Origin of the sequence: Cupriavidus sp. YR651 (genome assembly GCF_900101625.1) — a bacterium.
Lineage (GTDB): Bacteria > Pseudomonadota > Gammaproteobacteria > Burkholderiales > Burkholderiaceae > Cupriavidus.
Window position 1 is genome coordinate 349,400 of the sequence record NZ_FMYZ01000001.1, and the last position, 24,501, is coordinate 373,900.

At 66.1% G+C, this 24,501-nt stretch carries 22 protein-coding genes; 2 read left to right on the top strand and 20 right to left on the bottom strand.

Translation table 11 applies throughout. The features are described 5' to 3' along the window. Positions 1-57: 57 nt before the first annotated feature. Entirely contained in the window at positions 58-1,644 is a 1,587-nt protein-coding gene (gene aceB, locus BLR29_RS01510) for a malate synthase A (RefSeq protein ID WP_092134076.1), read from the bottom strand. 49 nt (positions 1,645-1,693) lie between these two features. Further along, positions 1,694-2,395 carry a haloacid dehalogenase type II gene (locus BLR29_RS01515; RefSeq protein ID WP_092134078.1) on the bottom strand — a complete coding sequence of 234 codons (702 nt, stop codon included), beginning with the start codon at positions 2,393-2,395 and terminating at the stop codon, positions 1,694-1,696. An 84-nt stretch (positions 2,396-2,479) separates the two neighbouring features. Between BLR29_RS01515 and BLR29_RS01520 the strand changes: the two genes are divergently transcribed. Together BLR29_RS01520 and BLR29_RS01525 are read left to right on the top strand one after the other, a co-directional pair. Beyond that, a complete protein-coding gene (locus tag BLR29_RS01520) occupies positions 2,480-3,508 on the top strand; it encodes a LysR family transcriptional regulator (RefSeq protein WP_369804544.1) in 1,029 nt (342 codons plus the stop codon). A 134-nt stretch (positions 3,509-3,642) separates the two neighbouring features. Continuing rightward, positions 3,643-4,077 carry a universal stress protein gene (locus BLR29_RS01525; RefSeq protein WP_092134082.1) on the top strand — a complete coding sequence of 145 codons (435 nt, stop codon included), beginning with the start codon at positions 3,643-3,645 and terminating at the stop codon, positions 4,075-4,077. A gap of 132 nt (positions 4,078-4,209) precedes the next feature. On the opposite strand, the gene aceA is transcribed toward BLR29_RS01525, so the two are convergent. From aceA to clpB, 18 genes are all read right to left on the bottom strand, one after another. Then, on the bottom strand, positions 4,210-5,505 hold the full coding sequence (aceA, locus tag BLR29_RS01530; RefSeq protein WP_092134084.1) for an isocitrate lyase: 1,296 nt from the start codon (positions 5,503-5,505) through the stop codon (positions 4,210-4,212). 603 nt (positions 5,506-6,108) lie between these two features. Continuing rightward, positions 6,109-6,534 carry a gamma-glutamylcyclotransferase family protein gene (locus BLR29_RS01535; RefSeq protein ID WP_092134086.1) on the bottom strand — a complete coding sequence of 142 codons (426 nt, stop codon included), beginning with the start codon at positions 6,532-6,534 and terminating at the stop codon, positions 6,109-6,111. Positions 6,535-6,537: 3 nt separating this feature from the next. Further along, positions 6,538-7,038, bottom strand: coding sequence for a ribonuclease E activity regulator RraA (gene rraA, locus BLR29_RS01540; RefSeq protein WP_092134088.1), 501 nt, complete (start codon positions 7,036-7,038; stop codon positions 6,538-6,540). Between the two features lie 89 nt (positions 7,039-7,127). Then, a complete protein-coding gene (locus BLR29_RS01545; protein WP_092134090.1) occupies positions 7,128-7,952 on the bottom strand; it encodes a LytR/AlgR family response regulator transcription factor in 825 nt (274 codons plus the stop codon). A gap of 171 nt (positions 7,953-8,123) precedes the next feature. Then, positions 8,124-9,287 (bottom strand): sensor histidine kinase, encoded by a 1,164-nt coding sequence (locus BLR29_RS01550; protein ID WP_092134092.1) that lies wholly within the window; start codon positions 9,285-9,287, stop codon positions 8,124-8,126. A 395-nt stretch (positions 9,288-9,682) separates the two neighbouring features. Further along, positions 9,683-10,630 (bottom strand): CysB family HTH-type transcriptional regulator, encoded by a 948-nt coding sequence (locus tag BLR29_RS01555; RefSeq protein WP_092134094.1) that lies wholly within the window; start codon positions 10,628-10,630, stop codon positions 9,683-9,685. Further along, positions 10,627-11,745, bottom strand: a complete 1,119-nt coding sequence (locus BLR29_RS01560) for a sulfate/molybdate ABC transporter ATP-binding protein (protein WP_092134096.1) — start codon at positions 11,743-11,745, stop codon at positions 10,627-10,629. The genes BLR29_RS01555 and BLR29_RS01560 overlap by 4 nt, the downstream gene beginning before the upstream one ends. Further along, positions 11,742-12,662 (bottom strand): sulfate ABC transporter permease subunit CysW, encoded by a 921-nt coding sequence (gene cysW / locus BLR29_RS01565; RefSeq protein ID WP_092134098.1) that lies wholly within the window; start codon positions 12,660-12,662, stop codon positions 11,742-11,744. The genes BLR29_RS01560 and cysW overlap by 4 nt, the downstream gene beginning before the upstream one ends. Position 12,663: 1 nt before the next feature. Next, positions 12,664-13,614: a sulfate ABC transporter permease subunit CysT gene (gene cysT, locus BLR29_RS01570; RefSeq protein WP_092134101.1), complete on the bottom strand. Its 951-nt coding sequence runs from the start codon at positions 13,612-13,614 to the stop codon at positions 12,664-12,666. A gap of 152 nt (positions 13,615-13,766) precedes the next feature. Then, positions 13,767-14,447, bottom strand: a complete 681-nt coding sequence (locus tag BLR29_RS01575; RefSeq protein WP_092134103.1) for an RBBP9/YdeN family alpha/beta hydrolase — start codon at positions 14,445-14,447, stop codon at positions 13,767-13,769. After that, positions 14,444-15,316: an EAL domain-containing protein gene (locus BLR29_RS01580; protein ID WP_176860856.1), complete on the bottom strand. Its 873-nt coding sequence runs from the start codon at positions 15,314-15,316 to the stop codon at positions 14,444-14,446. The genes BLR29_RS01575 and BLR29_RS01580 overlap by 4 nt, the downstream gene beginning before the upstream one ends. A gap of 52 nt (positions 15,317-15,368) precedes the next feature. Further along, positions 15,369-15,584, bottom strand: a complete 216-nt coding sequence (locus tag BLR29_RS01585) for a TOBE domain-containing protein (protein WP_092134105.1) — start codon at positions 15,582-15,584, stop codon at positions 15,369-15,371. 90 nt (positions 15,585-15,674) lie between these two features. After that, positions 15,675-16,658: an ATP-binding cassette domain-containing protein gene (locus tag BLR29_RS01590; RefSeq protein ID WP_092135368.1), complete on the bottom strand. Its 984-nt coding sequence runs from the start codon at positions 16,656-16,658 to the stop codon at positions 15,675-15,677. 17 nt (positions 16,659-16,675) lie between these two features. Continuing rightward, positions 16,676-17,503 (bottom strand): aliphatic sulfonate ABC transporter permease SsuC, encoded by an 828-nt coding sequence (ssuC, locus tag BLR29_RS01595; protein ID WP_092134107.1) that lies wholly within the window; start codon positions 17,501-17,503, stop codon positions 16,676-16,678. A gap of 15 nt (positions 17,504-17,518) precedes the next feature. Then, positions 17,519-18,682: an FMNH2-dependent alkanesulfonate monooxygenase gene (ssuD, locus tag BLR29_RS01600; protein WP_092134109.1), complete on the bottom strand. Its 1,164-nt coding sequence runs from the start codon at positions 18,680-18,682 to the stop codon at positions 17,519-17,521. 32 nt (positions 18,683-18,714) lie between these two features. Further along, positions 18,715-19,836, bottom strand: a complete 1,122-nt coding sequence (locus BLR29_RS01605; RefSeq protein ID WP_092134111.1) for a sulfonate ABC transporter substrate-binding protein — start codon at positions 19,834-19,836, stop codon at positions 18,715-18,717. A 274-nt stretch (positions 19,837-20,110) separates the two neighbouring features. Beyond that, positions 20,111-21,118 (bottom strand): sulfate ABC transporter substrate-binding protein, encoded by a 1,008-nt coding sequence (locus tag BLR29_RS01610; RefSeq protein ID WP_092134113.1) that lies wholly within the window; start codon positions 21,116-21,118, stop codon positions 20,111-20,113. Between the two features lie 677 nt (positions 21,119-21,795). After that, positions 21,796-24,384 (bottom strand): ATP-dependent chaperone ClpB, encoded by a 2,589-nt coding sequence (clpB, locus tag BLR29_RS01615; RefSeq protein WP_092134115.1) that lies wholly within the window; start codon positions 24,382-24,384, stop codon positions 21,796-21,798. Between the last annotated feature and the right edge of the window lie 117 nt (positions 24,385-24,501).

Here is a 24,501-nt window from a genome sequence, read left to right on the forward strand (position 1 = left end):
GCGCAAACCATGGGGTTTTCTCGTTGGCGACGGGCACCGGAAGGTGCCCGGTCAGCCTCAGACTTCCTCGTACAGCGGCAGCGTCAGGAATTCGGCGAAATCTTCCGACGTCGACATCTGCTCGAAGATCTGCGCGGCGCGGTCGTAGGTGCTGGTGTCGCCACCAACCTCTGCCTTCACCTTGGCCAGCTCTTCCGGAATCAGCGCGCGCACCAGCTCGGCGGTCACCTTGCGGCCGTCTTCCAGCTTGCCCTTCGGCGAGCGGATCCACTGCCACACCTGCGAGCGCGAGATTTCGGCGGTCGCGGCATCTTCCATCAGGTTGTGGATCGGCACGCAACCGTTACCGGCCAGCCAGGCGCCCAGGTAATGGATGCCCACGTTGATGTTCATGCGCAGGCCGTGCTCGGTGATCGGCGCTTCCGGCTTGAAGTCCAGCAGATCGGCACCCTTCACGCTGACGTCCGGACGTTGCTTCTCGAACTGGTTGGGCTTGTCGCCCAGCACCGCGACGAATTCCTTCATGGCCGGTTCGACCAGACCCGGGTGGGCCACCCAGCCGCCGTCGTAGCCGTCGGTGGCGTCGCGACGCTTGTCGCTGATGATGCCTTCCATGGCGATGGCGTTCTTCTCCGGATCGTTCTTGATCGGGATCAGCGCGCTCATGCCGCCGATCGCGGGCGCGCCGCGCTTGTGGCAGGTCTTCAGCAGCAGCAGCGCGTACGAGCGCATGAACGGCGCCGTCATGGTGACCTTGGCGCGGTCGGCCAGGCAGAAGTTCTTGTCCACCTTGAACTTCTTGATGCACGAGAAGATGTAGTCCCAGCGGCCGGCGTTCAGGCCCGCGCTGTGGTCACGCAGTTCGTACAGGATTTCTTCCATTTCGAACGCAGCCAGGATCGTCTCGATCAGCACCGTGGCCTTGATCGTGCCTTGCGGCAGGCCCACCTCCTTCTGCGCCATCACGAAGACGTCGTTCCACAGGCGCGCTTCCAGATGGCTTTCCATCTTCGGCAGGTAGAAGAACGGGCCGGCGCCACGGGCGATCTGCTCCTTGGCGTTATGGATCAGGAACAGCGCGAAGTCGAAGATGCCGCCCGAAATGCGCTTGCCGTCGATCGTGACGTGCTTCTCGTCCAGGTGCCAGCCGCGCGGACGCACCTGCAGCGTGGCGATCTTGTCGTTGAGCTTGTAGACCTTGCCCTTGGATTCCAGCGTCAGCGTGCGGCGCACGGCGGCCTTCAGGTTCACCTGACCCTGCATCTGGTTGTGCCAGTTCGGGGTGTTGGAATCCTCGAAGTCCGTCATGTAGCTGTCAGCGCCCGAGTTGAAGGCGTTGATCACCATCTTGGCCTCGACCGGACCGGTGATTTCCACGCGACGGCATTCCAGCGCCTTCGGCACCGGGGCCACCTTCCAGTCGCCTTCGCGGACGGATTTGGTTTCCGGCAGGAAATCGGGGATTTCGCCGGCATCCAGGCGCTTGGCGCGTTCCACGCGCGCGGCCAGCAGTTCCTGGCGGCGCGGCTCGAAGGCGCGGTGCAGCTTGTCGACCAGGGCCAGGGCTTCCGGCGTGAGGATGTCTTCGTAAGCCGGCAGGATTTCGCCGGTAATCTTCATGCCCGCGGGCAGCGTGATAGCCATCAGTCTTCTCCTGTGTATGCGATGGTGTGTTGAGGGATGGCCTGGCTCGTCAGACGGCTACGCCGGAGGCGGCAACGAAAGCGAGCAGGTCGTTCATGTCGTGCCCGGTGCCGGTGGGCGCCACGTCCAGGCGCTCCGCCGGATGGCCGGCACGGTTGATCCAGAAAGTGGTGTAGCCATACCAGGTGGCGCCGCACGCGTCCCAGCCGTTGGAGGAAACGAACAGGATGTCGCCCGCGGGCAGGTCGAAGGCCTGCGGCCCCAGCGCATAGGCGGCCGGCGCGGTCTTGTACTGGCGCACCGCATCGACGGACAGCACGTGATCGAACAACCCGTGCATGCCGGCGCTCTTGACCGAGATATCCAGCATCTCCGGGTTGCCGTTCGACAGGATGCCCAACGGCAGCCCCGCGCGGCGCAGGCGCTTGATCGCCCCGAGGTTCTCCGGAAACGCGGACAGGCACGCGTACTCCTTGAGCAGCTGCGATTCCGTGGTGTCGTCCAGGCTGAGCGCCAGCCGGTCCGCCGCGTAGCGTAGCGCGTCCACGGTCAGCGCCCAGAACGGCTTGTAGCGCGAGCCGTCCGGTGCGGCCATCGTGCGCAACCGCGTGTAGTCGATCTGTCGTTCGCGCCACAGCAGCGCGAGCGCCTCTCCCTTGCCCGGGAACAGCTGTTCCGCGCGCGCCGTCACCGAATAGACGTCGAACAGCGTGCCATAGGCATCGAAGACGACTGCGCGAATCTTGTTCATGGAAGGACTGAATAGGCTTGTACACCGTTGAATGCATCGGATTGTAGTCAGTCGTTGCAGTGCGGCAAAGCCGCGGTCAGTCACTTGATCTTTTACTTTTGCCCCACTAATCTTGCCCAACCAGACCAGGACTCATGTACCAACCGGCGAACATTCGTGGATCATTTCAAGCAATTGGAGACTTTTGTATCGGTTGCATCACGTGGCAGCCTGTCTGCCGCGGCGGCCGCCGAAGGGGTGGCGCCAGCGATCATCGGGCGCCGCATTGATGCGCTGGAAGAACGACTCGGCGTGAAACTGCTGGTGCGCACCACGCGCAAGATCAGTCTCACATTCGAGGGTTCCGCCTTCCTCGAAGATTGCCAGCGCATCCTCAACGACCTCCACAACGCCGAGGCCAGTGTGTCCGCCGGCGGCGTCAAGGCCAGCGGGCACCTTCGCATCACCGCGCCGGCCGGCTTTGGCCGCAAGCACGTGGCACCCGTGGTGCCGCTGTTCATCGAATCCCATCCCGACGTCACCCTCACCCTCGATCTCTCCGACCGCGTCGTCGACCTCGTCAACGAGGGCTTCGACTGCGCGATCCGCCTGGGCGACCTGCCCGATTCCAGCCTGGTCTCCATCCGTCTGGCGGAAAACCGCCGCGTGGTGGTGGCGTCACCGGAATACCTCGCACGGGCCGGCACGCCGAAGCTGCCGGAAGACCTGGCGCGCCACAACTGCCTGGCCTTCGGCGCAAGCGCCAACGTCCAGCGCGGCTGGGTATTCCAGCAGGACGGCCGCCCCGTCACCGTCAAGGTCGGCGGCACCATGGAATGCACCGACGGCGCCGTGCTCCATGCCTGGTGCCTGCAAGGCCATGGCCTGGCGTGGCGATCCTGGTGGGAGGTCGGCCAGGAAATCGCGAGCGGCCGGCTGGTGACCGTGCTCGATGACTTCCAGGCGCCGCCCATCGGCATCCACGCCGTGTTTCCGCAACGCAAGCACCTGCCACTGCGCGTGCGACTGTTCATCGATCACCTGAAGAACACCTACGGCAACCCCGCCTACTGGCGCCGCGCCGAACAGGCCCCGACGAGCGCGGCGGCCGAGGCCTCCGCAGCCATGGCGTAATACCGCCCGACAAAGTTCCGTGGTCCACCGCACGCGTTGATATTTCGCAATGACGGACACTGCACCCTGACTACAATCAATTCAGACAGGCGCTCTCCGGCCTGCCCCCGTCCACTCGTGAAAGGAGGTCCGGTATGTTCAAACACATCCTGCTGCCCACTGACGGTTCGGAGCTGTCCAAGAAAGCCATCGACGGTGGACTGGAACTGGCAAAGGTGATCAACGCACGCGTCACCGCCTACGTCTGTCTGGAGGAATATCCGTACACGCCCTTCAGCGAGATCGTCGTGGAGGCGCCGCAGGCCTTCAAGGACCGCATCGAGAACCAGGCCCGGCTCTATCTGAAGGAGATCGAGAACGCCGCCGTGGCGGCCGGACTGCCGTTCGATGCCGACATGACCACGTTCGCCGTGCCCTACCTCGGCATCATCGACGCCGCCGAGCGGCATGGATGCGACGTCATCTTCATGGCGTCCCACGGCCGGCGCGGCCTGTCCGGCCTGCTGCTCGGCAGCGAGACCCAGAAGGTGCTCACGCATACGGATATTCCCGTCATCGTCTATCGCTAGACATTCCTCGTTTCACGCTCCCGGCAGCATCTCTCCCAGTAAAAAACCGCGCCGTGTTCTGAAGAGAATACGGCGCGGCGCCTAAGGGGCAGCGCGTCATGGTCACGCGCCGCCAGATATGTACCCGGAGAGTCAGGCCACTTTCTTGTCGAAGAATTGCTCGTCTTCGGTCGAGCCCTTCAGCGCGGTCGTCGACGACTGGCCGCCTTCGATGGTCTGCGTCACGGCGTCGAAGTAACCCGTGCCGACTTCGCGCTGGTGCTTGACGGCGGTGAAGCCCTTTTCGGCAGCGGCGAACTCGTTTTCCTGCAGTTCCACGAACGCGCTCATCTGGTTGCGGGCGTAGCCATAGGCCAGGTTGAACATCGAGTAGTTCAGCGAGTGGAAGCCGGCCAGCGTGATGAACTGGAACTTGTAGCCCATCGCGCCCAGTTCCTTCTGGAACTTGGCGATCGTGGCGTCGTCCAGGTTCTTCTTCCAGTTGAACGACGGCGAGCAGTTGTAGGCCAGCATCTTGCCCGGGAACTTGGCGTGCACGGCTTCGGCGAACTTCTTCGCGAATTCCAGATCCGGCTTGCCGGTTTCGCACCACACCAGGTCTGCCACTTCCGCGTAGGCCAGCGCGCGGGCGATCGACTGCTCGATACCCGGCTTGGTGCGGTAGAAGCCTTCCACCGTGCGCTCGCCGGTCAGGAACGGCTGGTCGCGCTCATCCACGTCCGAGGTCAGCAGGTCGGCGGCTTCGGCGTCCGTACGGGCGATCACCAGGGTCGGCACACCCGACACGTCGGCAGCCAGGCGGGCAGCGGTCAGCTTGGCCACCGCCTCACGCGTCGGCACCAGCACCTTGCCACCCATGTGGCCGCACTTCTTCACGGAGGCCAGCTGGTCTTCGAAGTGAACGCCGGCGGCGCCCGCATCGATCATCGACTTCATCAGTTCGAACGCGTTCAGCACGCCGCCGAAACCAGCCTCCGCATCGGCCACGATCGGCGCGAAGAAATCGGTGTCGCCCTTGCCTTCGCTCCACTGGATCTGGTCAGCGCGCTGGAACGTGTTGTTGATGCGCTTGACGACCATCGGCACCGAGTTGGCCGGGTACAGCGACTGGTCGGGGTACATTTCGCCGGCCAGGTTGGCATCGCCAGCGACTTGCCAGCCCGACAGGTAGATGGCCTTCAGGCCGGCCTTGACCTGTTGCATCGCCTGGTTGCCGGTCAGGGCGCCCAGCGTGTTGACGAACGGCTCGGTGTTCAACAGGTGCCACAGCTTTTCAGCACCGCGGCGAGCGATCGTATGCTCGATCTGGATGGAACCGCGCAGGCGCACCACGTCTTCAGCGGTGTAGTGACGGTCGACACCCTTCCAGCGCGGGTTGGTATCCCAGTCCTTTTGGAGGGCATCGATTTGTTGTTGGCGCGAAGTCATGTTCACTCTCCTGGTAGCAATTGGCGATTGGCTTTGAAATTTGTGACACCGCCCTTTCGGGGACCGCGGCGCTGTGTTTCCGGCGTCTCAGGTCATGTGTCTTATATAAGAGTGTAGGGAACTGTCCCGCGTCGCAACAAGCAACGAATGCCATCCTGACTGAGTTTTTTATCCTTTACAAATCAATACGTTGCATAAAAAATTTCACGATGCGGCACGTGATCTTTCATCATGAGAAATGGCCGTTGTGCCACGCACCCATGCATTTTTGCGGATCAAAACGACTTTCCGCATCGTGAAATTTTGGCCGCCTCCGACGCTACACGCACCGCATCGCGGCGATTGGCGGCTGGGGCACCTACCGGATGGTCGACGAATCTGCACGGATTTGTCGCCATCGGCTGCGGAGCGGCGAGCGACATCGGCGAGCCTCGGCCAATGCCAGGGCTTCCGGTGCCTTTCGGGCGACTTGGAAACGGTGTACGGGAAATGGATGAGGCGCCGCGTGGCTGCCACACCGCGCGAGCGAACGTCGCGCCGCGGATCTCGCCGCCGCGATTCACGCGGCGGTGTTTGAAACAGGATCAGACGAGGTAGAACAGATCAGGCCGGCGTCCGGGCGGACGACTGGCGCGCGTGCCGATAGGCAACCCAGTCGCCGCCGTCAATGCGTTGCAGCCCGGCGACGGCCGCATCGGCCACCGGGTAAAGCAGGCAGTCGACCAGCGCGCCGTTGCAGGTGACCGCCCGGGTCTCCCGCACGAATAGCGTCGCCTGACCCGGATAGACCTCCTCGATCTCGTCGAGCACGGGCAGCAAGGCATCGGGGATGTCATAGATGTCCCCGATCACGTCCCCCGCCCCGGCGTCGAGCACCAGTCCCGGATAGGTCCCGAAGTCATAGAGCCGGCCGGCGATCGTCCCCGTGCCGACCAGCGCCGGCGCGGCGATGCCGTGGCGCGCGGCGGCGTGGTTGAGATCGTTCACCTCGCCGGCGCGCAGTGTGCCGTAGACAAATACGCGTGGCATCGCTCAGGCCTCAGGCAGCTTGTCGTCGGACACCAGCACGCCGTCCGCATCGGCGTAGATCCAGTTGCCCGGCCGCACCACGGCGCCCGGCATCTGCACCGACACGTCCTGCTGGCCGATATTGCGCTTCTGGCTTTTCTGCGGATGCACGCCAAGCGCGCGGATGCCCACGTCGCAGGCATTCAATTCTTCCGAATCGCGCACGCAGCCGTTGACGACGATGCCGGCCCATCCGTTCTTCTCGGCCAGCTCGCCCAGCAGGCCGCCAACCAGCGCGCACCGCATCGAGCCTCCGCCGTCGACCACCAGCACGCGGCCCTGCCCCGGCGACTCCAGCAAGGTGCGCACCAGCGAGTTGTCTTCGAACACCTTGAGCGTGGCGGCCGGGCCGGCGAATGCGACGCGCTTGCCGAAGTGGCGGAACCCCGGCGTCAGCACGCGCAGGGAACCGTCGGCCAGGCGCGGTTCGTTGGCGTCGCACAGATCGGTAGTGACGGGCTTCATGGGATGGCTCCTCAAGATGGGATCAGACGATGGAAACGAGGCAGCCATCTTAGAGGAAAACCGCCGGTTCGCAATGCCGGCGGGGACGTCTACATCTGCTTGAAGAGATGCGCGTACTGGCGCGCCACCGGCAGCGATTCCGGCCGGTTGCGCAGCCGCAGGGACAGCCTGCCCAGCGACTGATTGACCGCGCTGGCCACGCAGTCGATGTTGACCACCGTGCCACGATGGATCTGCCAGAAACGATCGGGGTCCAGTTGCTGCGTCAGTTCGCGCAGGCTGGTGCGGATCAGCGCTTCGCCGCTCGTGGACACCACGTTGACGTACTTGTCCGTGGCCTCCAGGTAGACCACCTCGTCCACCGGGATGATCCGCACTTCCTGGCCCACCAGCGCCTTGATGAAGCGCAGGTACTGCCCGGCGGCACGGGCAGGCTGCTGATGCTCCAGTGCTTCCAGACGGTTCAGCAGCTGGGCGAGGCGGTCGGTGTCGAGCATCGAGCCGATGCCCGGCTCGGCACCCTCTTCCGTCGTGGCGGCCTTTGCTTCCATGCGTGCCTTGAGCCGGCCGACGGTCGCTTCCAGACGTTCGTGCTGCACGGGCTTGAGCACGTAGTCGACCGCCGCCCGCTCGAAGGCCTCCAGCGCGAACTGGTCATACGCCGTGACAAAGACCACCAGCGGCGGGTTGTCGAGCTCGATGAGTTCGCGGGCCACATCCATGCCGCTCATGCCTGGCATGCGGATGTCGAGGAAGGCCACATCGGGCTGGTGCGTGCGTGCCGCCTCCAGCGCGGCCACGCCGTCGTGCACCACGGCCACGATCTCGGCCTCCGGCCAGAGACTGGTCAGTTCGGATTCCAGCACGCGGGCAAGCAGGAGCTCGTCGTCAGCGATCAAGAGGGTCGGAGACATGGGGGCGACTATCAGGGGCGTCGGTCGGAAGGTTATCGGATTCAGGTTGCGGGCGTTGTCCGCGGGCCTCGCTGTGGACCTCAGGTGCGCGCTTCAGGTCAGGCCGTCAGACGAGCGATGCGCGGGGCCTACATTTCAGGCACTCGATTCAGGCACTCGATCCGGTGGCCATCAGCCGCGTGAAATCGCCGGCGTGACCGCGGCAGGCGTCGGGCGCGACACTTCGGGCACCGGCCGCGCCGGCGCGATGGTCGGATCGTTCGGGCGCACCAGCGGCAGCGTCAGTCGGACTACCACGCCGCGCGGCGTGTTCTCTTCCATCTGCATCGTCGCCGCCGCGCCAAAGATCCGCGCCAGCCGCTCGCGCACGTGGGTCAGGCCCAGGCCGGAGCCCTTGCTGTTGCCCTGGCAGAAGCCCACGCCGGAATCGGTGATGCTGACCTGCAGCGTGTTTTCGCCGAGTTCGCGCGCGGACAGGATGATCTTGCCGCCGCGCATGCACGGCTCGATGCCGTGCGTCACCGCGTTTTCCACCAGCGGCTGGATCAGCATCGGCGGAATCTCGGCCTCCGCCAGCGCGGGCGGCAGGTCGATTTCGTATTCAAGCCGCGCGCCAAACCGCATGCCCTGGATTTCCAGGTAGCTGCGCAGCAACTCGAACTCCTGCTTCAGCGTGCAGTGCTCCGCACGCGTGTGGGACAGCGACATGCGCAGGAAGCCGATCAGCCGCTGCAGCAGTTTCCGGGCGGCACGCGGGTCGGTGGCGATCAGGCCATCGAGGTTGGCCAGCGAGTTGAACAGGAAGTGCGGCTCGATCTGGGCCTGCAAGGCCATCAGCTGGGCGCGGACCAGTTGCTTCTCGGCTTCTTCCCGCTGCAGCGCATCCAGCGCGGCCTGGCGCTCGAGGTAGGCCAGCTTTTCCCGCGACCAGTAGAAGTAGATCATGCTCGCCGACGCGAGCATGCCGACGATCAGGCACATGCGCAGCATGTCGCCGGTCTCGGCCTGCGACTTCACCGGCAAGTTCAGCAGTTCCCGGGTGCACCAGCTGCCCACTACCACGCCCAGCGGTACGGCCACCACGGCCAGGCACATGAATGGCCACCGGCGCGGGCGATCATTCCACCAGATCAGCACGCGCGGCACATCGATCAGGAACCAGATGGAGAGGCCGATGAGCTGGCTGTAGAGGAAGTTCTGGCCCAGCGATCCGCCGGTCTGGAATCCGTAGTTGAGACTGACCGCGATGACCGTGTTCATGCAGAGCACGAACAAGAGGTCACGGCCAAGAATATTGATCCGCGACGGGATCGCGGTAGAGAGGCAGCGCTTCATGGGCGGACCGGTTGCGTCTGCACGGCACGGGGGCGCGCCGGCTGGATCAGCAATGCGGGGACAATCCAACCCCTTCCAATACGGTGTAGCCGCATGGTTTCTCCCTCCTCGTGGTCTTGCCTTCGTCCGCGTGCACATCTGTGATGCACTGCAGCATACGCGTCGCCGGAATGCTCGGACGCACTCGCCGACTGCGTGAAGGGGACTTTACGCCGGACGCGCGGAGGAAGGAAGCGCCGTGCGACGAAATGACGGCACACGGCGCGAGAGGTGCGGCAGGCGGACCGGAGCGCGGACTGTCCACATCGACGCGCGCCCGGACCGAACGGTCGTTTGAGGCACGGCTTGAGCCGCCGCCCGAGCCACAACCCGGGCGGCCGCCCGCGTGGCGCCGGTCAGGCGGCCAGCGCCTGCCGGCTGGCGGCGTCGACCAGCGCCGACGACACCGTGTCGCGTGACAGATGCGGCGCGAACATGTTGATGAACGCGTGGGCATAGCCGCGCAGGTAGGCCCCGCGACGCACCGCCACGCTGGTCGTGTTGGGCTCGAACAGGTGGTCGGCGGAGATCCGCACCAGCCCCGCGTCCTTGCGCGCATCGTAGGCCATCGAGGCGATGATCCCCACGCCCAGTTCCAGCTCCGCATAGGTCTTGATCACGTCGGCGTCCATGGCCGTCAGCACGATCTCGGGCTGGAGCCCGGCTTCGGCAAACGCGCCATCGATCTTGCGGCGGCCGGTGAAGCCGGCGTCGTAGGTAATGATCGGGAAGTTGGCCAGGTCTTCCAGCGTCGGCTCGGGCAGCCGCGTCAGCGGATGATCGGGCGAGACCACCAGCACGTGCTGCCAGCTATAGGCCTCGAACGAGGTCAGCCCGGCCTCGCTGGCCACGGCCTCGGTCGCGATGCCGATGTCGGCCTGCCCGGTCAGCAGCAACTCCACGATATGGGCCGGCGACGCCTCTTGCAGCGCAAGCGTCACATGCGGATATTCGCGGCGGAAGCTCTGCACCACCTTCGGCAAGGCATAGCGCGCCTGCGTGTGGGTGGTGGCCACGGTCAGCCGGCCGGTGTGGCGGCCCGCGAACTCGTCTCCCGCCTGGCGCAGGTTCTCGGCCTCCAGCAGCAGGCGTTCGACGATGCGCACGATCTCGCGGCCAGGCTCCGTCAGGCCAGTCAGGCGCTTGCCATAGCGCTCGAAGATCTCGACGCCGAGTTCCTCTTCCAGTTCGCGGATCTGGCGCGAGACGCCCGGCTGCGACGTATAGAGGGCGTTGGCGACTTCCGTCAGGTTGAACTGGCGGCGCACCGCCTCGCGAATGGATCTCAGTTGCTGGAAGTTCATCGTGCCGGTCCTTGTGATTTTGCGGCGGGCGTGCCGTTTGTACGTCCGGGGGTGAAGACGCGCAGCTGCCGCGGGCGCACCGCCAGCAGTTCGCCCTCGCGGAAACCCGCATGGCGGAAGCGCTCGAGCGGCAACGCCACCTCGATCACGTCCTGGTTGTCCTCGCGTTCCAGTTCCAGCTGGGCGACGGGGCCCAGCGTCAGCGCGCGGCGCAGCGTCACGGCGATGCCGTCGGTGCCCGGGGCGTAGCGCTCCAGGTCCAGGTCGTGCGGGCGGACGTAGGCCACCGCGTCGCCGGCGGTCTCGTGGCCGCTGCCCACCACGGGCAGCACCGCCTCGCCCGTGTGCAGCAGGCCGCCGCTGTCGCCCACCTCCAGCCTGCCGTGGAACAGGTTGACGTTGCCGAGGAAGCCGAACACGAACGGCGTGGCCGGATGGTTGTAGACCGCCTCCGGCGTGCCGAACTGCTCCACGGTGCCGTGGTTCATCAGCACGACCTGATCGGCCACTTCCAGCGCCTCTTCCTGGTCGTGCGTCACGAAGACGCTGGTCACGTGCAGCTCATCATGCAGACGACGCAGCCAGCGCCGCAGTTCCTTGCGGACCTTGGCGTCCAGCGCGCCGAACGGCTCGTCGAGCAGCAGCACGCGCGGCTCGACGGCCAGTGCGCGGGCCAGCGCGATCCGCTGCCGCTGGCCGCCCGAGAGCTGCGTCGGATAGCGGTCGGCCAGCCAGTCCAGCTGCACCAGCTCCAGCAGCGACTTCACCTTCTCGCGAATCTTCGCCTCGGAGGGACGCTCGGCGCGCGGCTTCACCCGCAGGCCGAAGGCCACGTTCTCGAACACGCTCATGTGCTTGAACAGCGCGTAGTGCTGGAACACGAAGCCCACGTTGCGCTGGCGCACGTGCTGCGCCGACGCATCCTGCCCGCCCAGCACCACCTGGCCCGCGTCGGCGCGCTCCAGTCCGGCGATGATGCGCAGCAGCGTGGTCTTGCCGCAGCCCGAGGGCCCCAGCAGCGCGGTGAGCTCGCCTTCGTCGAAGTCCAGCGAGACGTTGTCCAGCGCCACGAAGTCGCCAAAGCGCTTCTCTACGTTCCTGACCTGAATGCTCATGATGGCTGCCCTTGCAGTGTTGCCGTGGGCCGCTCGATGGCGCCCTCGTCGTGTTCCTTGCCGGCGCGAATCTCCACCAGCGTCTTGATGCCCAGCGTGACCAGTGCCAGCAGCGTCAGCAGGGACGCCACCGCGAACGCGGCCGCGAAGTTGTACTCGTTGTAGAGAATCTCGACGTGCAGCGGCATCGTGTTGGTGAGACCCCGGATGTGGCCCGAGACCACCGACACCGCGCCGAATTCGCCCATCGCCCGCGCATTGCACAGGATCACCCCGTACAACAGGCCCCAGCGGATGTTGGGCAGCGTGATGTGACGGAACGTCTGCCACCCCGAGGCGCCCAGCACGATGGCGGCCTCTTCCTCCTCGCTGCCCTGCGCCTGCATCAGCGGGATCAGCTCGCGCGCCACGAAGGGAAACGTCACGAAGATGGTGGCCAGCACGATGCCGGGCACCGCGAACATGATCTTGATGTCGTGCGCTTCCAGCCACGGGCCGAACCAGCCCTGTGCACCGAACATCAGCACATAGATCAGCCCCGAGATCACCGGCGAAACTGAGAACGGCAGGTCGATCAGCGTGATCAGCAGGTTCTTGCCGCGGAAGTCGAACTTGGCGATCGCCCAGGCGGCCGCCACGCCGAACACCACGTTCAGCGGCACGGAGATCGCCGCCACGGTCAGCGTCAGCTGGATCGCCGACACGGCGTCCGGCTCCGTCAGCGCGACCAGGTAGGTGTCGACGCCCTTCCTCAACGCCTCATAAAAGACCGAGGCCAGCGGGATGAACAGGAACAACCCCAGGAACACCACCGCGATGGCAATCAGCGTATAGCGGACCCACGGCGATTCGCCGGTGGCGTCGTACGGAGAGGGGGACGCCTGGCGGGCGCCCAGTCTGGATACTGCACCGGCCATGTCAGTTCACCTCCGCGTTGCCGTCCGGCAGCGCCGCCGCGCGCACACCGGTCTGGTGGCGGCGCGTCCAGGCCTGCAGCAGGTTGATCAGCAGCAGCAGTGCGAACGAGATCACCAGCATCACCACGGCCACGGCGGTGGCGCCGGCGTAGTCATACTGCTCCAGCTTCGAATAGATCATCAGCGGGGCGATCTCGGAGACCATCGGCATGTTGCCGGAGATGAAGACCACCGACCCGTACTCGCCTGTGCCCCGTGCGAACGACAAGGCAAAGCCCGTCAGCAGCGCCGGCAGGATGGCCGGCAGGATCACGCGCCAGAACGTTTGCAGGCGGCTCGCGCCCAGGCTGGCGGCCGCTTCCTCCAGTTCGCGTTCCACGTCTTCCAGCACCGGCTGCACCGTGCGCACGACGAACGGCAGGCCGATAAAGGTCAATGCCACCACGATGCCCAGCGGGGTGAAGGCCACCTTGATGCCGTGTGGCTCCAGGTATTTGCCGATCCAGCCGTTGCCGGCGTACAGCGCCGTCAGCGCGATGCCGGCCACCGCCGTCGGCAGCGCAAACGGCAGGTCAACCAGCGCATCGATCAGGCGCTTGCCCGGAAAGCGGTAGCGCACGAGCACCCAGGCAACGACCAGGCCAAATACGGTATTGATGATGGCCGCCACCAGCGACGCGCCGAAACTCAGCTCGAGCGACGCCACCACGCGCGGGTTCGTGACGGTGCTCCAGAACGCCGCCCACGTCATCGTGAACGTCTTCAGGAACGTGGCCGACAGCGGAATCAGTACGATCAGCGTCAGGTAGAAGATCGTGAAGCCGAGCGACAGGCCAAAGCCCGGCAGCACGGTGAATCGCTGACTGGCGGTGCCGTTGGGTCGGCGCACCGTGTCTGGCGCGCGCGGCGCCGAGGGCGGCGGCGCGTCCGCCAGGGAAAGGGAGGGAGGCATGTCGTCTCGTCTGATAAGGGCCGGGGCCGGCTGGCTCGCCGTGCCCGGGGGCGTTCTTATGAAGCCGGCGCATAAGGCACCGGCCTACGAGACAAATTCTGCAGATGCGCCCTTATAAACAGAACGAATCTTTCCGTATGTCTTTAGACGGTTTAGATATAAGGAACGGCCGAGGTGACCACGGCAGAGGCTTCCCAGGTATCCGATCCATCACCTGAGGCCGACACCTGACCTGCGGAATCGATCCGCTGCAGCAATGTGTCGAGCAAGGCGAGACCTTCAGGCCACTCGCCAAGACCGGAATCGGCATTGATATGACCGAGCGTGCCCGCATCGACCAGTTCGCTGCCCCACAGCGTGCCCCAGCTGAACGCCGTGCGCTGATGCATCCACGGATCGTCCTGACTGGCGACGAGAATTGTCGGAAACGGCAGCCGCCAGGTGGGCAGCAGCGCCCCCACGCCAAATTTGTCCGGATCGGCGGGCGCCACCAGCAGCGCTCCCGCGATGCCGACCGGGTCCAGTGAGGCCTGCCGGAGCGTGGCCAGGCAGCCAAAGCTGTGGGCAACCAACACCGCGCCGCGCGATGCCACGCGCTGCGCGCGCGAGATGCCTTCCGAGATACGCTCCGCCCACAGATGCAGGCTTGGGCGTCCCCAGTCATGCTGTTCGATGCGCTGCCAGTCCGGATGCCGCGCCTCCCAGCGGCTCTGCCAGTGGGCCGGGCCGCTGCCGTGCAGGCCTGGCGCGGTCAGGATCTGCAACCCGCGCGGCACGGACAGCCGTGGCGCGGCGTGGCTCTCGGTCGAAAAAGACAGAATGGTTGCGGTCATGCGGGCTCCCTGGGCGTCGTCGCCGGTGCGTACGCGTGCAGGTGGCGCGCCGGCACCGGGCCGCCGGCCACGCCGACGCCCTGCCCCAGCACAATCCCCGCGTTCTGCAAGCGCTCGACGGCCACGTCGTCCTGCAGCCTGCGGCCAATCAGCGTCACGCCCGCGCCTTCCGCGCTGGCGCGCAGGCCGGCCAGCTGGCGGTCGGTCCAGGTGCGGCGCATATCCAGCTTGAGCCAGTCCGGCAGCGCGTGCGCCATCAGCGCACCGGCTTCGGCCGGATCGGAGGCCTGCAGGCTCACGGCAAACCCGTTGCGCCGGTAGTTGCCCACCACATGCAGCAGCAGCGGCAGGTCGTCATTGGCGCTGGCCGGCACCTGGATCACGAATCGATCGATCGGCAGCCCGAGCGATTCCAGCGCGCGCCGGAACGCCGCGCCGTGATCGTCGGCCACGGCGGCCAGCAGCCGGTTGTGCACGTTAAGCACCAGCTTGTGCGTGCCCGCCGCCGAGAAGTAGTTGATGGCGTGCACCAGGCGCGACAGGCGGTCCAGCGACACCAGCGACGCGTCGTCGGCGGCCATCGCAAACAGCTTCCATGCCGCCAGCCCCACGCCGTCCTCGGCATAGGTGCGGATGGTTCCTTCATATGCCACCACTTCGCGCTCCGCCAGGGTCACGAGTGGCTCGAACGCACTGGTCAGCGAACAGTTGAAGTACTGCCCCTGCACCTGCCCATGCGCATCGCGCCACAGCTCGCGGCCGGGCACGGGTTCACGGGGCAGGGATTCCAGGTAACGTTCCAGCGCTGCCGAAGTGGCCAGGCTGGTGGCCGTCCGGGCCGGTGCATGGTGGGACGTCGAGGTGGTCATGGGTGCGTGCGTATCAGGGTCGTCAGGCCCGCCGAGGCGGGCCGGGCGAGATTCAAAGCTTGGCGAGCGACACTTCCGTCGCCTTCACCAGCGCCACGACCTCGCTACCGGGCTTGAGTCCGAGGTCCTTGATGGAACGTGTGGTAATGACCGAGGTGACGATGCCGGCCGGCGTCTCCACATCCACTTCGGAAACCACGGGGCCTTCGATGATGGCGGCAACCTTGCCGCGAAACTGGTTACGAACGTTGATCGCCTGAATGCTCATGATAGAAGCTCCTTTGCAGAGGGTGAATGAAGATTCCGTAATGTCGATGTGCGGTGGTGTAAGCATCGCGTCATCGGGATGAAACGCGTTTCAGACTGCCCAAGCCACCTGCTCGACCGTGCGCCCGCGCGACCAGTCCGCGGTGGCGGTGTTCTCTCGCCACGCGTCGGGCAGATCGCGCACATCACGCACATCGCGCGTATCGGATAGATCGGCCTCGTTGGCGGTGTCGATGGCATCGGCCCCGCCCGGCGCGGACGCGTGCCGCATCACTCGCCGCAGCACCGCTTCCTCCAACTGCGCGAACGCGGCGTCGCCACGCTGACGCGGCCGCGCCAGGGTCACGGGCTGGTCGAGCGTGATGCGGCCATCCTCGATCAACACCACGCGGTCGGCCAGTGCAATCGCCTCCGACACGTCATGCGTCACCAGCAGCGCGGTGAATCCGAGTCGCCGCCACAGCGATTCGATCAGCCCTTGCATCTCGATGCGCGTCAGCGCATCCAGTGCGCCGAGCGGTTCGTCGAGCAGCAACAGACGCGGGTGATGCACCAGCGCGCGGGCCAGGGCCACGCGTTGCCGCTGGCCGCCGGAAAGCCGCGCCGGCCATTCGCCCGCACGTTCGGCCAGGCCGACCTGCGCCAGCACCGCCGCCGCATCGTCGCGTCGCGCACGCGGCAGCCCCAACGCCACGTTGTCCAGTACGCGCTTCCACGGCAGCAGGCGCGAGTCCTGGAACATCACGCGGATGTCTTCCTGCAACGCGCGGCCGGGCTGGCTGTCGAGCGTGACGGCGCCGCCGTCGGTGTCTTCGAGCCCCGCGACCAGTCGCAGCAGCGTGCTCTTGCCGCAGCCGCTGCGGCCCACGATCGCCACGAACTCGCCCGGCGCGGCGGCAAGCTCGATGCCGTGCAGGACCTCGCGGCCGTTGTAGCGCTTGACCACCTGCTCCACGCGCAGCGCCAGCCCGCCCGTGGGGTGCGTCGGCCGCGCGGCGGGGCGCGATGGCGCGCGCGCGGCGAGGCCGGCTTCGAGGTAGGCCAGCGCGGCCTGTTCCACCGGATGGGTGTGCATGGTGTTCTCCGTGTTCATCATGAGGCCTGGTAGCCCGGGTGCCAGCGAAGCCAGAACCGCTCCAGCGCGCGCGACAGCACATCGGCCAGCTTGCCCAGCAGCGCATAGAGCAGGATGCCCACGAGCACCACATCGGTTTGCAGGAACTCGCGCGCGTTCATCGTCATGTAGCCGATGCCGGACTGCGCCGAGATGGTCTCGGCCACGATCAGGATCACCCACATCAGCCCCAGCGAAAACCGCACGCCCACCAGGATGTTGGGCAGCGCACCGGGCAGGATGACCTCGCGATACAGGCGCCAGCCGGACAGGCCATAGCTGCGCGCCATCTCCACGAGCCCCGGGTCCACGGCACGGATGCCGTGATAGGTATTGAGATAGACCGGGAAGAACACGCCCAGCGCCACGAGGAACAACTTGGCGGTCTCGTCGATGCCGAACCACAGAATCACCAGCGGAATCAATGCCAGCGTGGGGATGTTGCGGACCATCTGCAGCGTGCTGTCGAGCAGCGTGGCGGCGGTGCGGAACGTGCCGGTCAACAGGCCCAGCACGAGACCGAGCCCGCCGCCCACGGCCAGCCCGACCACGGCGCGCCATGTACTGACCCAGACATGCCGCCACAGCTCGCCGGAGGCAGCCAGCGTCCACGCGGCCTCCACGACGGCCAGCGGCGCCGGCAGGACGCGGTTCGACAGCCAGCCCAGTTGCGAGGCCGCCTGCCAGACCACGATCAGCAGCACCGGCACGATCCACGGCGATACCGCGCTGGCGATGCGCCGCCAGTCGATCCGGCGTGGCGCGGCGGCAACGGGCGGGCTGGCGTGGTGAATGGGAGCGGACATGATGCGACCCTCCCCTTAGCTCTGCGACGCGCGCGGCACGATGCCCGTCGCCATGACTTCGCCAAACGGGCCGGACAGCACCTGCCCCGGCAGCTTGTCGCGCACGGTGCGCGGCAGCAGCGGGAAGACCAGCTCGGCAAAGCGATAGGCCTCTTCCAGGTGCGGGTAGCCGGACAGCACGAAGGTGTCGATGCCCAGCGCCGCGTATTCCTCGATGCGCGCGGCCACGGTCTTCGGGTCTCCGACCAGCGCCGTACCCGCGCCGCCGCGCACCAGGCCCACGCCAGCCCACAGGTTCGGGCTGATTTCCAGCGCCTCGCGCGTCCGCCTTGCGCCGCCGGCATGCAGGGCCGCCATGCGGCGTTGCCCTTCCGAATCCATCTTGGCGAAGACGGCCTGCGCACGCGCCACGGTCTCGTCGTCCAGGCGGCTGATCAGGTCTTCCGCCGCAGCCCAGGCGGCGGTATCGGTTTCGCGCACGATCACATGCAGGCGGATGCCGAACTTCACCGTGCGCCCATGCTTCGCGGCCCGGGCACGCACGTCGGCCAGCTTCTTCGCGACGTCGGCAGGCGGCTCGCCCCACGTCAGATAGGTATCGACCTGTTCGCCGGCCAGGTCGTGCGCGGCTTCCGACGATCCGCCGAAATACACGGGCGGGTGCGGTCGCTGCACGGGCGGGTACAGCACGCGGGCACCCTTCACGGTCAGGTGCTTGCCGCTGAAATTGATCTCGCCGCTGTCGTGGCTGGCCGCCAGTACGTCGCGCCAGATGCGGATGAACTCCGCCGACGCCTCGTAGCGCGCCGCGTGATCGAGGAACAGCCCGTCGCCCTCCAGCTCGGCCACATCGCCGCCGGTGACGAGGTTGACCAGCAGCCGGCCACCGGACACGCGGTCGAACGTGGCCGCCATGCGCGCGGCGAGCGTCGGCGTCATCAGTCCCGGACGCACGGCCACGAGGAACTTGAGATTGCGCGTGACCGCCGCCAGCGCCGATGCGGCGACCCACGGGTCTTCGCACGAGCGGCCGGTGGGAATCAGCACGCCCTCATAGCCGAGCGTGTCGGCGGCCACGGCCACCTGCCTGAGATAGTCGAAGCTGACCTCGCGCGCGCCCTCGGATGTGCCAAGGTAGCGGCTGTCGCCGTGGGTGGGAATGAACCAGAAGACTTGCATGTCGTGTGCCTTGTTGCCGGAGGTGTTTGGGGTCAGCGCCGGGCCTGCTCTGACGCTGCGGGCGATCCCGTCGACGAGATTGACGTGGGCGACGCGGGCGGCACCCACGCGGCATCGGCCACCCGGATCGGCTTGGGAATCAGGCGGAGCGTCTGGAAGGCATCGGCGATACGCTGCTGTTCGGCCAGCACGTCGGCCGTCACGGGCTTCGCGCCGTAGGAGAAGCGCGACACGGCCAGTTCCAGCACGGCCGGGTCGAGGCCGGTTTCGCGCGTCAGCACCGCGGTGGTCTCCTTCGGATTCTTTTCCGCCCACGCGCCCAGTTGCGCGAGTTCGTCGAGGATCGTCGTCACGATGTCTGGCCGGGCCTGCGCGTAGGGGCGCGAGGCCAGATAGAACTGATGGTTACTGACCACGTTCTTGCCGTCGGCGGTACGGCCATCGGCCAGCACGCGCGCGCCCAGCTGCTTTTCGGCGGCCGCCAGGAACGGGTCCCAGATCACCCACGCGTCCACGGCGCCGCGCTCGAAGGCGGCACGCGCATCGGCGGGCGGCAGATACACAGGTTGAATCTCGCTATAGGCCACGCCGGCGCGCTCCAGCTGGCGGACCAGCAGGTAGTGCACGTTGGAACCCTTGTTCAGCGCCACGCGCTTGCCGCGCAGGTCCGCGACGGTTTTCAGGCCGGAGCCCTTCGGCACGACGATCGCCTCGGCGGTCGGCGCGGGCGGCTCATTGCCGATGTAGGCCAGTTGCGCGCCGGCAGCCTGCGCAAAGATCGGCGGGGCCTCGCCCACGGTGCCGAAATCGATCGCGCCCACGTTCAGCCCTTCCAGCAATTGCGGGCCCGCCGGGAATTCGGTCCATTTGACGGTGATGCCCTGCGGCGCCAGGCGCTTTTCCAGCGTGCCACGCGCCTTGAGCAGCGTCAGCGTGCCGTACTTCTGATAGCCGATGCGCAGCAGCTTGGGATTGACGGTCTGCGATTGCGCCTGCACCGGCGTGGCCAGCAGGCCATAGGCCAGTCCGGTGGCGATCACCAGTGCGCCGAGCAGCAGGCGGCGGCGCAGCGATGTCGTGGCAGGCAGCTTGACGGCACGGTGGCCGGTATCGGGTGGGGTCAGTGCGGACGGGGTCAGCGTGGGCGATGTCATGCGAGATTCCTTGAATGCGGTCCGGGAGAAGAATCGGGTTCGGCGGGCAACACGGGGCCCTGCCGGCGGCGCGGTGCATGTCAGTGCATCGTGGCGCGGCAATAAGCGTCAGCGGGTTACCGGGGAGCGCGTCGCGATCAGGCGCGGCGGCGCAAGGGATTCAGGTCAGACGGGACATCGCCGGCAGGCAATGCGAAACAGGATGGCGGACATCGAGGGCTCCCTTCATCAGGTGGGCGGGGGCGCTGCGCCTGGCAACACCCCCGCGCCGGATTTACTTCTTGCCCGGCTGGTAGACCTGGTCGAACGATCCGCCATCGGCAAAGTGGGTCTTCTGGGCTTTCTGCCAGCCGCCGAATGCTTCATCGATCGTGAACAGCTTCACCTTCGGGAAGCTGGCCGCGTACTTGGCGGCAATCTTTTCGGAAATCGGACGGTAGTAGTTCTTGGCCGCGATTTCCTGACCCTCATCGGTGTACAGGAACTGCAGGTAGGCTTCGGCCGCCTTGCGGGTGCCCTTCTTGTCCACGACCTTGTCGACCACGGCCACGGGCGGCTCGGCCAGGATCGAGATCGACGGTGCGACGATGTCGAACTTGTCCGGACCCAGTTCCTTGACGGCCAGGATGGCCTCGTTTTCCCAGGCGATCAGCACGTCGCCAAGACCACGCTCCACGAATGTGGTGGTGGCGCCGCGCGCGCCGGAATCCAGCACGGGCACGTTCTTGAGCAGCGCGCCGACGAATTCCTTGGCGCGGGCCTCGTTGCCGCCCGGCTGGCGCAGCGCGTAGCCCCACGCGGCCAGGTAGTTCCAGCGCGCGCCGCCCGAGGTCTTGGGATTCGGGGTGATGACCTGCACGCCGGGCTTGACCAGGTCGTTCCAGTCCTTGATGTGCTTGGGGTTGCCCTTGCGCACCAGGAACACGATGGTCGAGGTGTACGGCGAGGCGTTGTGCGGCAGGCGCTTCTGCCAGTCGGGCTTGAGCAGGCCTTTCTCCGCGATGGCGTCGATGTCGTAGCCGAGCGCCAGCGTGACTACGTCGGCGTCCAGTCCGTCGATCACCGAACGGGCCTGCTTGCCGGAGCCGCCATGGGACTGGCGGATCGTCACGGCGTCGCCGCCCTGGGCCTTCCAGGCCTTGGCAAAGGCGGCGTTCACGTCGACGTACAGTTCACGCGTCGGATCGTAGGACACGTTCAGCAGGTTGGTATTGGCCGAGGCGGTCTGGGCGGCGCCGAGTGCGGCAAGTACGGCGAGGCCGATGGCCAGCTTGCGAATCATCTTGTCTTGCTCCCGTCAGGTGTCGTGAAATTTGCGCGGCTTTCTGTGGCGGGCCGCGATGTTGGCCGGCCCCGCGCAGAGGCAGGGCTTCTGTCAGGCTTAGAGACTACCGACGGGGGTATCTGAACGGAACGAATGGTTTCGCCGATCCAAGCACGAAATTTGCATAAGATCGGACGGGAATATGCACATTCCCACTGGCCGGGTCATATCGGCAGGCTGGCAGGCGTGCATGTTGGGGAGAGGGCGGGGAAATATGGTGCGGACCGGGGGCCCCAACTGGCGCCAAGGGGTCAAGGGGCCGAAGGCTCAAGGCCCATAACGGGGACCCACAACGGGGGCCTATAACGCCGGGCCCAAAAGAAAAAACCCGCGACACTGGAGAAGTGTCGCGGGTCAAGTTTCCATCCGGAAACGGGTAGACAAGTCATGAAGAGCGCCCCCGCATCTCCATGACGTTTTGGATATTAGCCAGTGACCTCCGCCCCCGGATTGACCCATATCAACCGGCGCAGAACGGGTGACACTTCGGTACAAAGTCGGGCGATAACCCCGGGCCAGGGGCTGCGCCCAAGCGCATCAGGCGTGGCTTTGATGGCGCCGAACCCCGCAAAAAACCCCCGGAGGGCATCCGCCCTGCGGGGGTGTTTCAAACGGCCGGTGCCGGTTTCTGGACTTCAGTGCGTCGCGCCGCCAAATGTGAACTCGCCGTCCACGTAGTCCACTGGCACCATGTCCTTCGCCGCGAACCTGCCCTCCAGGATGGCCTTGGCCACCGGATTCTCGATCTGCTGCTGGATCGCGCGCTTCAGCGGCCGTGCGCCGAACACCGGATCGTAGCCCGCGCTGGCGATCTTCTCCAGCGCGCGATCCGTGACTTCCAGCGTCATGTCCATGCGCGCCAGGCGCGACTGCAGACGTTGCAGCTGGATGCGCGCGATGGACTCGATATGCTTCTGGTCCAGCGCGTGGAACACCACCACTTCGTCGATACGGTTCAGGAACTCCGGCCGGAAATGCGTGCGCACTTCCTGCCAGACCGCGCCCTTCACCACGTCCTGCGGTTCGCCGGCCATCGACTGGATCAGGTGCGAGCCCAGGTTGGACGTCATCACGATCACCGTGTTCTTGAAGTCCACCGTGCGGCCCTGCCCGTCCGTCAGGCGGCCATCGTCCAGCACCTGCAGCAGCACGTTGAAGACATCCGGGTGCGCCTTCTCGACTTCATCCAGCAGGATCACGGAATACGGCTTGCGACGCACCGCCTCGGTCAGGTAGCCGCCTTCCTCGTAGCCAACGTAGCCCGGGGGCGCGCCGATCAGCCGGCTGACGCTGTGCTTCTCCATGAACTCGCTCATGTCGATCCGGATCAGATGATCCGCCGAATCGAACAGAAACTCGGCCAGGGCCTTGGTCAGCTCGGTCTTGCCGACGCCGGTCGGCCCCAGGAACAGGAACGATCCGTATGGCCGGTTCTCGTCCGACAGGCCGGCACGCGAGCGGCGGATGGCGTCGGACACCAGCCGCACGGCCTCGTCCTGCCCCACCACGCGCGCATGCAGGCGGTCTTCCATCTTCAGCAGCTTCTCGCGCTCGCCCTGCATCATCTTGGCGACGGGGATACCCGTGGCGCGGCTTACCACCTCGGCAATTTCCTCGGCGCCCACCTGCGTGCGCAGCAGCCTGTTGGGCTGCTTCTGCTCGCTGGACTCCGCCTTGGCGGCGGCCTGCATCTTGCCTTCCAGCTCCGGCAGCTTGCCGTACTGGAGCTCCGCCACCTTGTCGAGCTTGCCCTCGCGCTGCAGGCGCGTGATCTCGACCTTGATCTTCTCGATCTCTTCCTTCAGCGCGGCCGCGCCCTGAGCGGCGCCCTTCTCCGCACGCCAGATCTCGTCGAGGTCCGCATATTCCTTCTCCAGCCGGACGATTTCCTGCTCGATCAGCTCCAGCCGCTTGCGCGACGCCTCGTCGCTTTCCTTCTTCACGGCCTCCCGCTCGATCTTGAGCTGGATCGTGCGGCGCTCGAGCTTGTCCATCGCCTCCGGCTTGGAGTCGATTTCCATCTTGATGCGCGCCGCGGCTTCGTCGATCAGGTCGATGGCCTTGTCCGGCAGGAATCGATCCGTGATGTACCGGTGCGACAGCTCCGCCGCCGCGACGATGGCCGGGTCGGTGATCTCCACGCCGTGGTGCAGTTCGTACTTTTCCTGCAGGCCGCGCAGGATGGCGATGGTCGCCTCCACGGTCGGCTCATCCACCAGCACCTTCTGGAAGCGGCGTTCCAGCGCGGCATCCTTCTCGATGTACTTGCGATACTCGTTGAGCGTGGTCGCGCCGATGCAGTGCAGCTCGCCGCGCGCCAGCGCCGGCTTGAGCATGTTGCCGGCGTCGATCGCGCCCTCGGCCTTGCCCGCGCCCACCATCGTGTGGATTTCGTCGATGAAGACGATGGTCTGGCCCTCGTCCTTCGCCACGTCATTCAGCACGGCCTTCAGGCGTTCCTCGAATTCGCCGCGATACTTGGCGCCCGCCAGCAGGCCGGCCATGTCCAGCACCAGCACGCGCTTGTTCTTCAGGCTCTCCGGCACTTCGCCGTTGACGATGCGCTGCGCCAGGCCCTCGACGATGGCGGTCTTGCCCACGCCGGGTTCGCCGATCAGGACCGGGTTGTTCTTGGTGCGGCGCTGCAGGATCTGGATCGCGCGACGGATCTCGTCGTCACGGCCGATCACGGGGTCGAGCTTGCCCGCGCGGGCGCGCTCGGTCAGGTCCACGGTGTACTTCTTGAGCGCCTCGCGCTGCGATTCCGCATCGGCGCTGTTGACGTTGTCGCCACCGCGTACGGCGGTGATGGCGGCCTCGAGCGACTTGCGCGACAGGCCGTTTTCGCGGGCGATACGGCCCGCCTCGCCCTTGTCGTCGGCCACGGCGAGCAGGAACAGTTCGCTGGCGATGAACTGGTCGCCGCGCTTGATCGCTTCCTTCTCCGTGGCGTTCAGCAGGTTGTTCAGGTCGCGGCCGACCTGAACCTCGTTGGTGCCCTGCACCTGCGGCAGCCGCTTGATCGCGGCGTCCAGCGCGGTTTGCAGCCCGCTGACGTTGACGCCGGCGCGCGACAGCAGCGTCCTGGCCGCGCCGTCGTCCTGGGCCAGCAAGGCACGCAGCAGATGCTGGGATTCGATGTACTGGTTGTCGTTGCCCAGCGCCAGGCTTTGCGCGTCAGCCAGCGCTTCCTGGAACCGGGTGGTGAATTTATCAAGTCGCATTAGGAGCCCTCTCTCTCGGAAAGTGTGTCCTGCTGCGGGGCGCGGCGGTCAGGTCGGCTGACCGCGCGCAAATGCCCTGCCGGACACGTTACTTCCGAAAGATAGGGCTTTGTCTTG

Excerpts from the sequence above, each read along its gene's own strand:
- aceB (WP_092134076.1), bottom strand. The coding sequence starts at position 1,644 with ATGGCTATCACGCTGCCCGCGGGCATGAAGATTACCGGCGAAATCCTG.
- BLR29_RS01515 (WP_092134078.1), bottom strand. The coding sequence starts at position 2,395 with ATGAACAAGATTCGCGCAGTCGTCTTCGATGCCTATGGCACGCTGTTC.
- BLR29_RS01525 (WP_092134082.1), top strand. The coding sequence starts at position 3,643 with ATGTTCAAACACATCCTGCTGCCCACTGACGGTTCGGAGCTGTCCAAG.
- aceA (WP_092134084.1), bottom strand. The coding sequence starts at position 5,505 with ATGACTTCGCGCCAACAACAAATCGATGCCCTCCAAAAGGACTGGGAT.
- BLR29_RS01535 (WP_092134086.1), bottom strand. The coding sequence starts at position 6,534 with ATGCCACGCGTATTTGTCTACGGCACACTGCGCGCCGGCGAGGTGAAC.
- rraA (WP_092134088.1), bottom strand. The coding sequence starts at position 7,038 with ATGAAGCCCGTCACTACCGATCTGTGCGACGCCAACGAACCGCGCCTG.
- BLR29_RS01545 (WP_092134090.1), bottom strand. The coding sequence starts at position 7,952 with ATGTCTCCGACCCTCTTGATCGCTGACGACGAGCTCCTGCTTGCCCGC.
- BLR29_RS01550 (WP_092134092.1), bottom strand. The coding sequence starts at position 9,287 with ATGAAGCGCTGCCTCTCTACCGCGATCCCGTCGCGGATCAATATTCTT.
- BLR29_RS01555 (WP_092134094.1), bottom strand. The coding sequence starts at position 10,630 with ATGAACTTCCAGCAACTGAGATCCATTCGCGAGGCGGTGCGCCGCCAG.
- BLR29_RS01560 (WP_092134096.1), bottom strand. The coding sequence starts at position 11,745 with ATGAGCATTCAGGTCAGGAACGTAGAGAAGCGCTTTGGCGACTTCGTG.
- cysW (WP_092134098.1), bottom strand. The coding sequence starts at position 12,662 with ATGGCCGGTGCAGTATCCAGACTGGGCGCCCGCCAGGCGTCCCCCTCT.
- cysT (WP_092134101.1), bottom strand. The coding sequence starts at position 13,614 with ATGCCTCCCTCCCTTTCCCTGGCGGACGCGCCGCCGCCCTCGGCGCCG.
- BLR29_RS01575 (WP_092134103.1), bottom strand. The coding sequence starts at position 14,447 with ATGACCGCAACCATTCTGTCTTTTTCGACCGAGAGCCACGCCGCGCCA.
- BLR29_RS01580 (WP_176860856.1), bottom strand. The coding sequence starts at position 15,316 with ATGACCACCTCGACGTCCCACCATGCACCGGCCCGGACGGCCACCAGC.
- BLR29_RS01585 (WP_092134105.1), bottom strand. The coding sequence starts at position 15,584 with ATGAGCATTCAGGCGATCAACGTTCGTAACCAGTTTCGCGGCAAGGTT.
- BLR29_RS01590 (WP_092135368.1), bottom strand. The coding sequence starts at position 16,658 with ATGCACACCCATCCGGTGGAACAGGCCGCGCTGGCCTACCTCGAAGCC.
- ssuC (WP_092134107.1), bottom strand. The coding sequence starts at position 17,503 with ATGTCCGCTCCCATTCACCACGCCAGCCCGCCCGTTGCCGCCGCGCCA.
- ssuD (WP_092134109.1), bottom strand. The coding sequence starts at position 18,682 with ATGCAAGTCTTCTGGTTCATTCCCACCCACGGCGACAGCCGCTACCTT.
- BLR29_RS01605 (WP_092134111.1), bottom strand. The coding sequence starts at position 19,836 with ATGACATCGCCCACGCTGACCCCGTCCGCACTGACCCCACCCGATACC.
- BLR29_RS01610 (WP_092134113.1), bottom strand. The coding sequence starts at position 21,118 with ATGATTCGCAAGCTGGCCATCGGCCTCGCCGTACTTGCCGCACTCGGC.
- clpB (WP_092134115.1), bottom strand. The coding sequence starts at position 24,384 with ATGCGACTTGATAAATTCACCACCCGGTTCCAGGAAGCGCTGGCTGAC.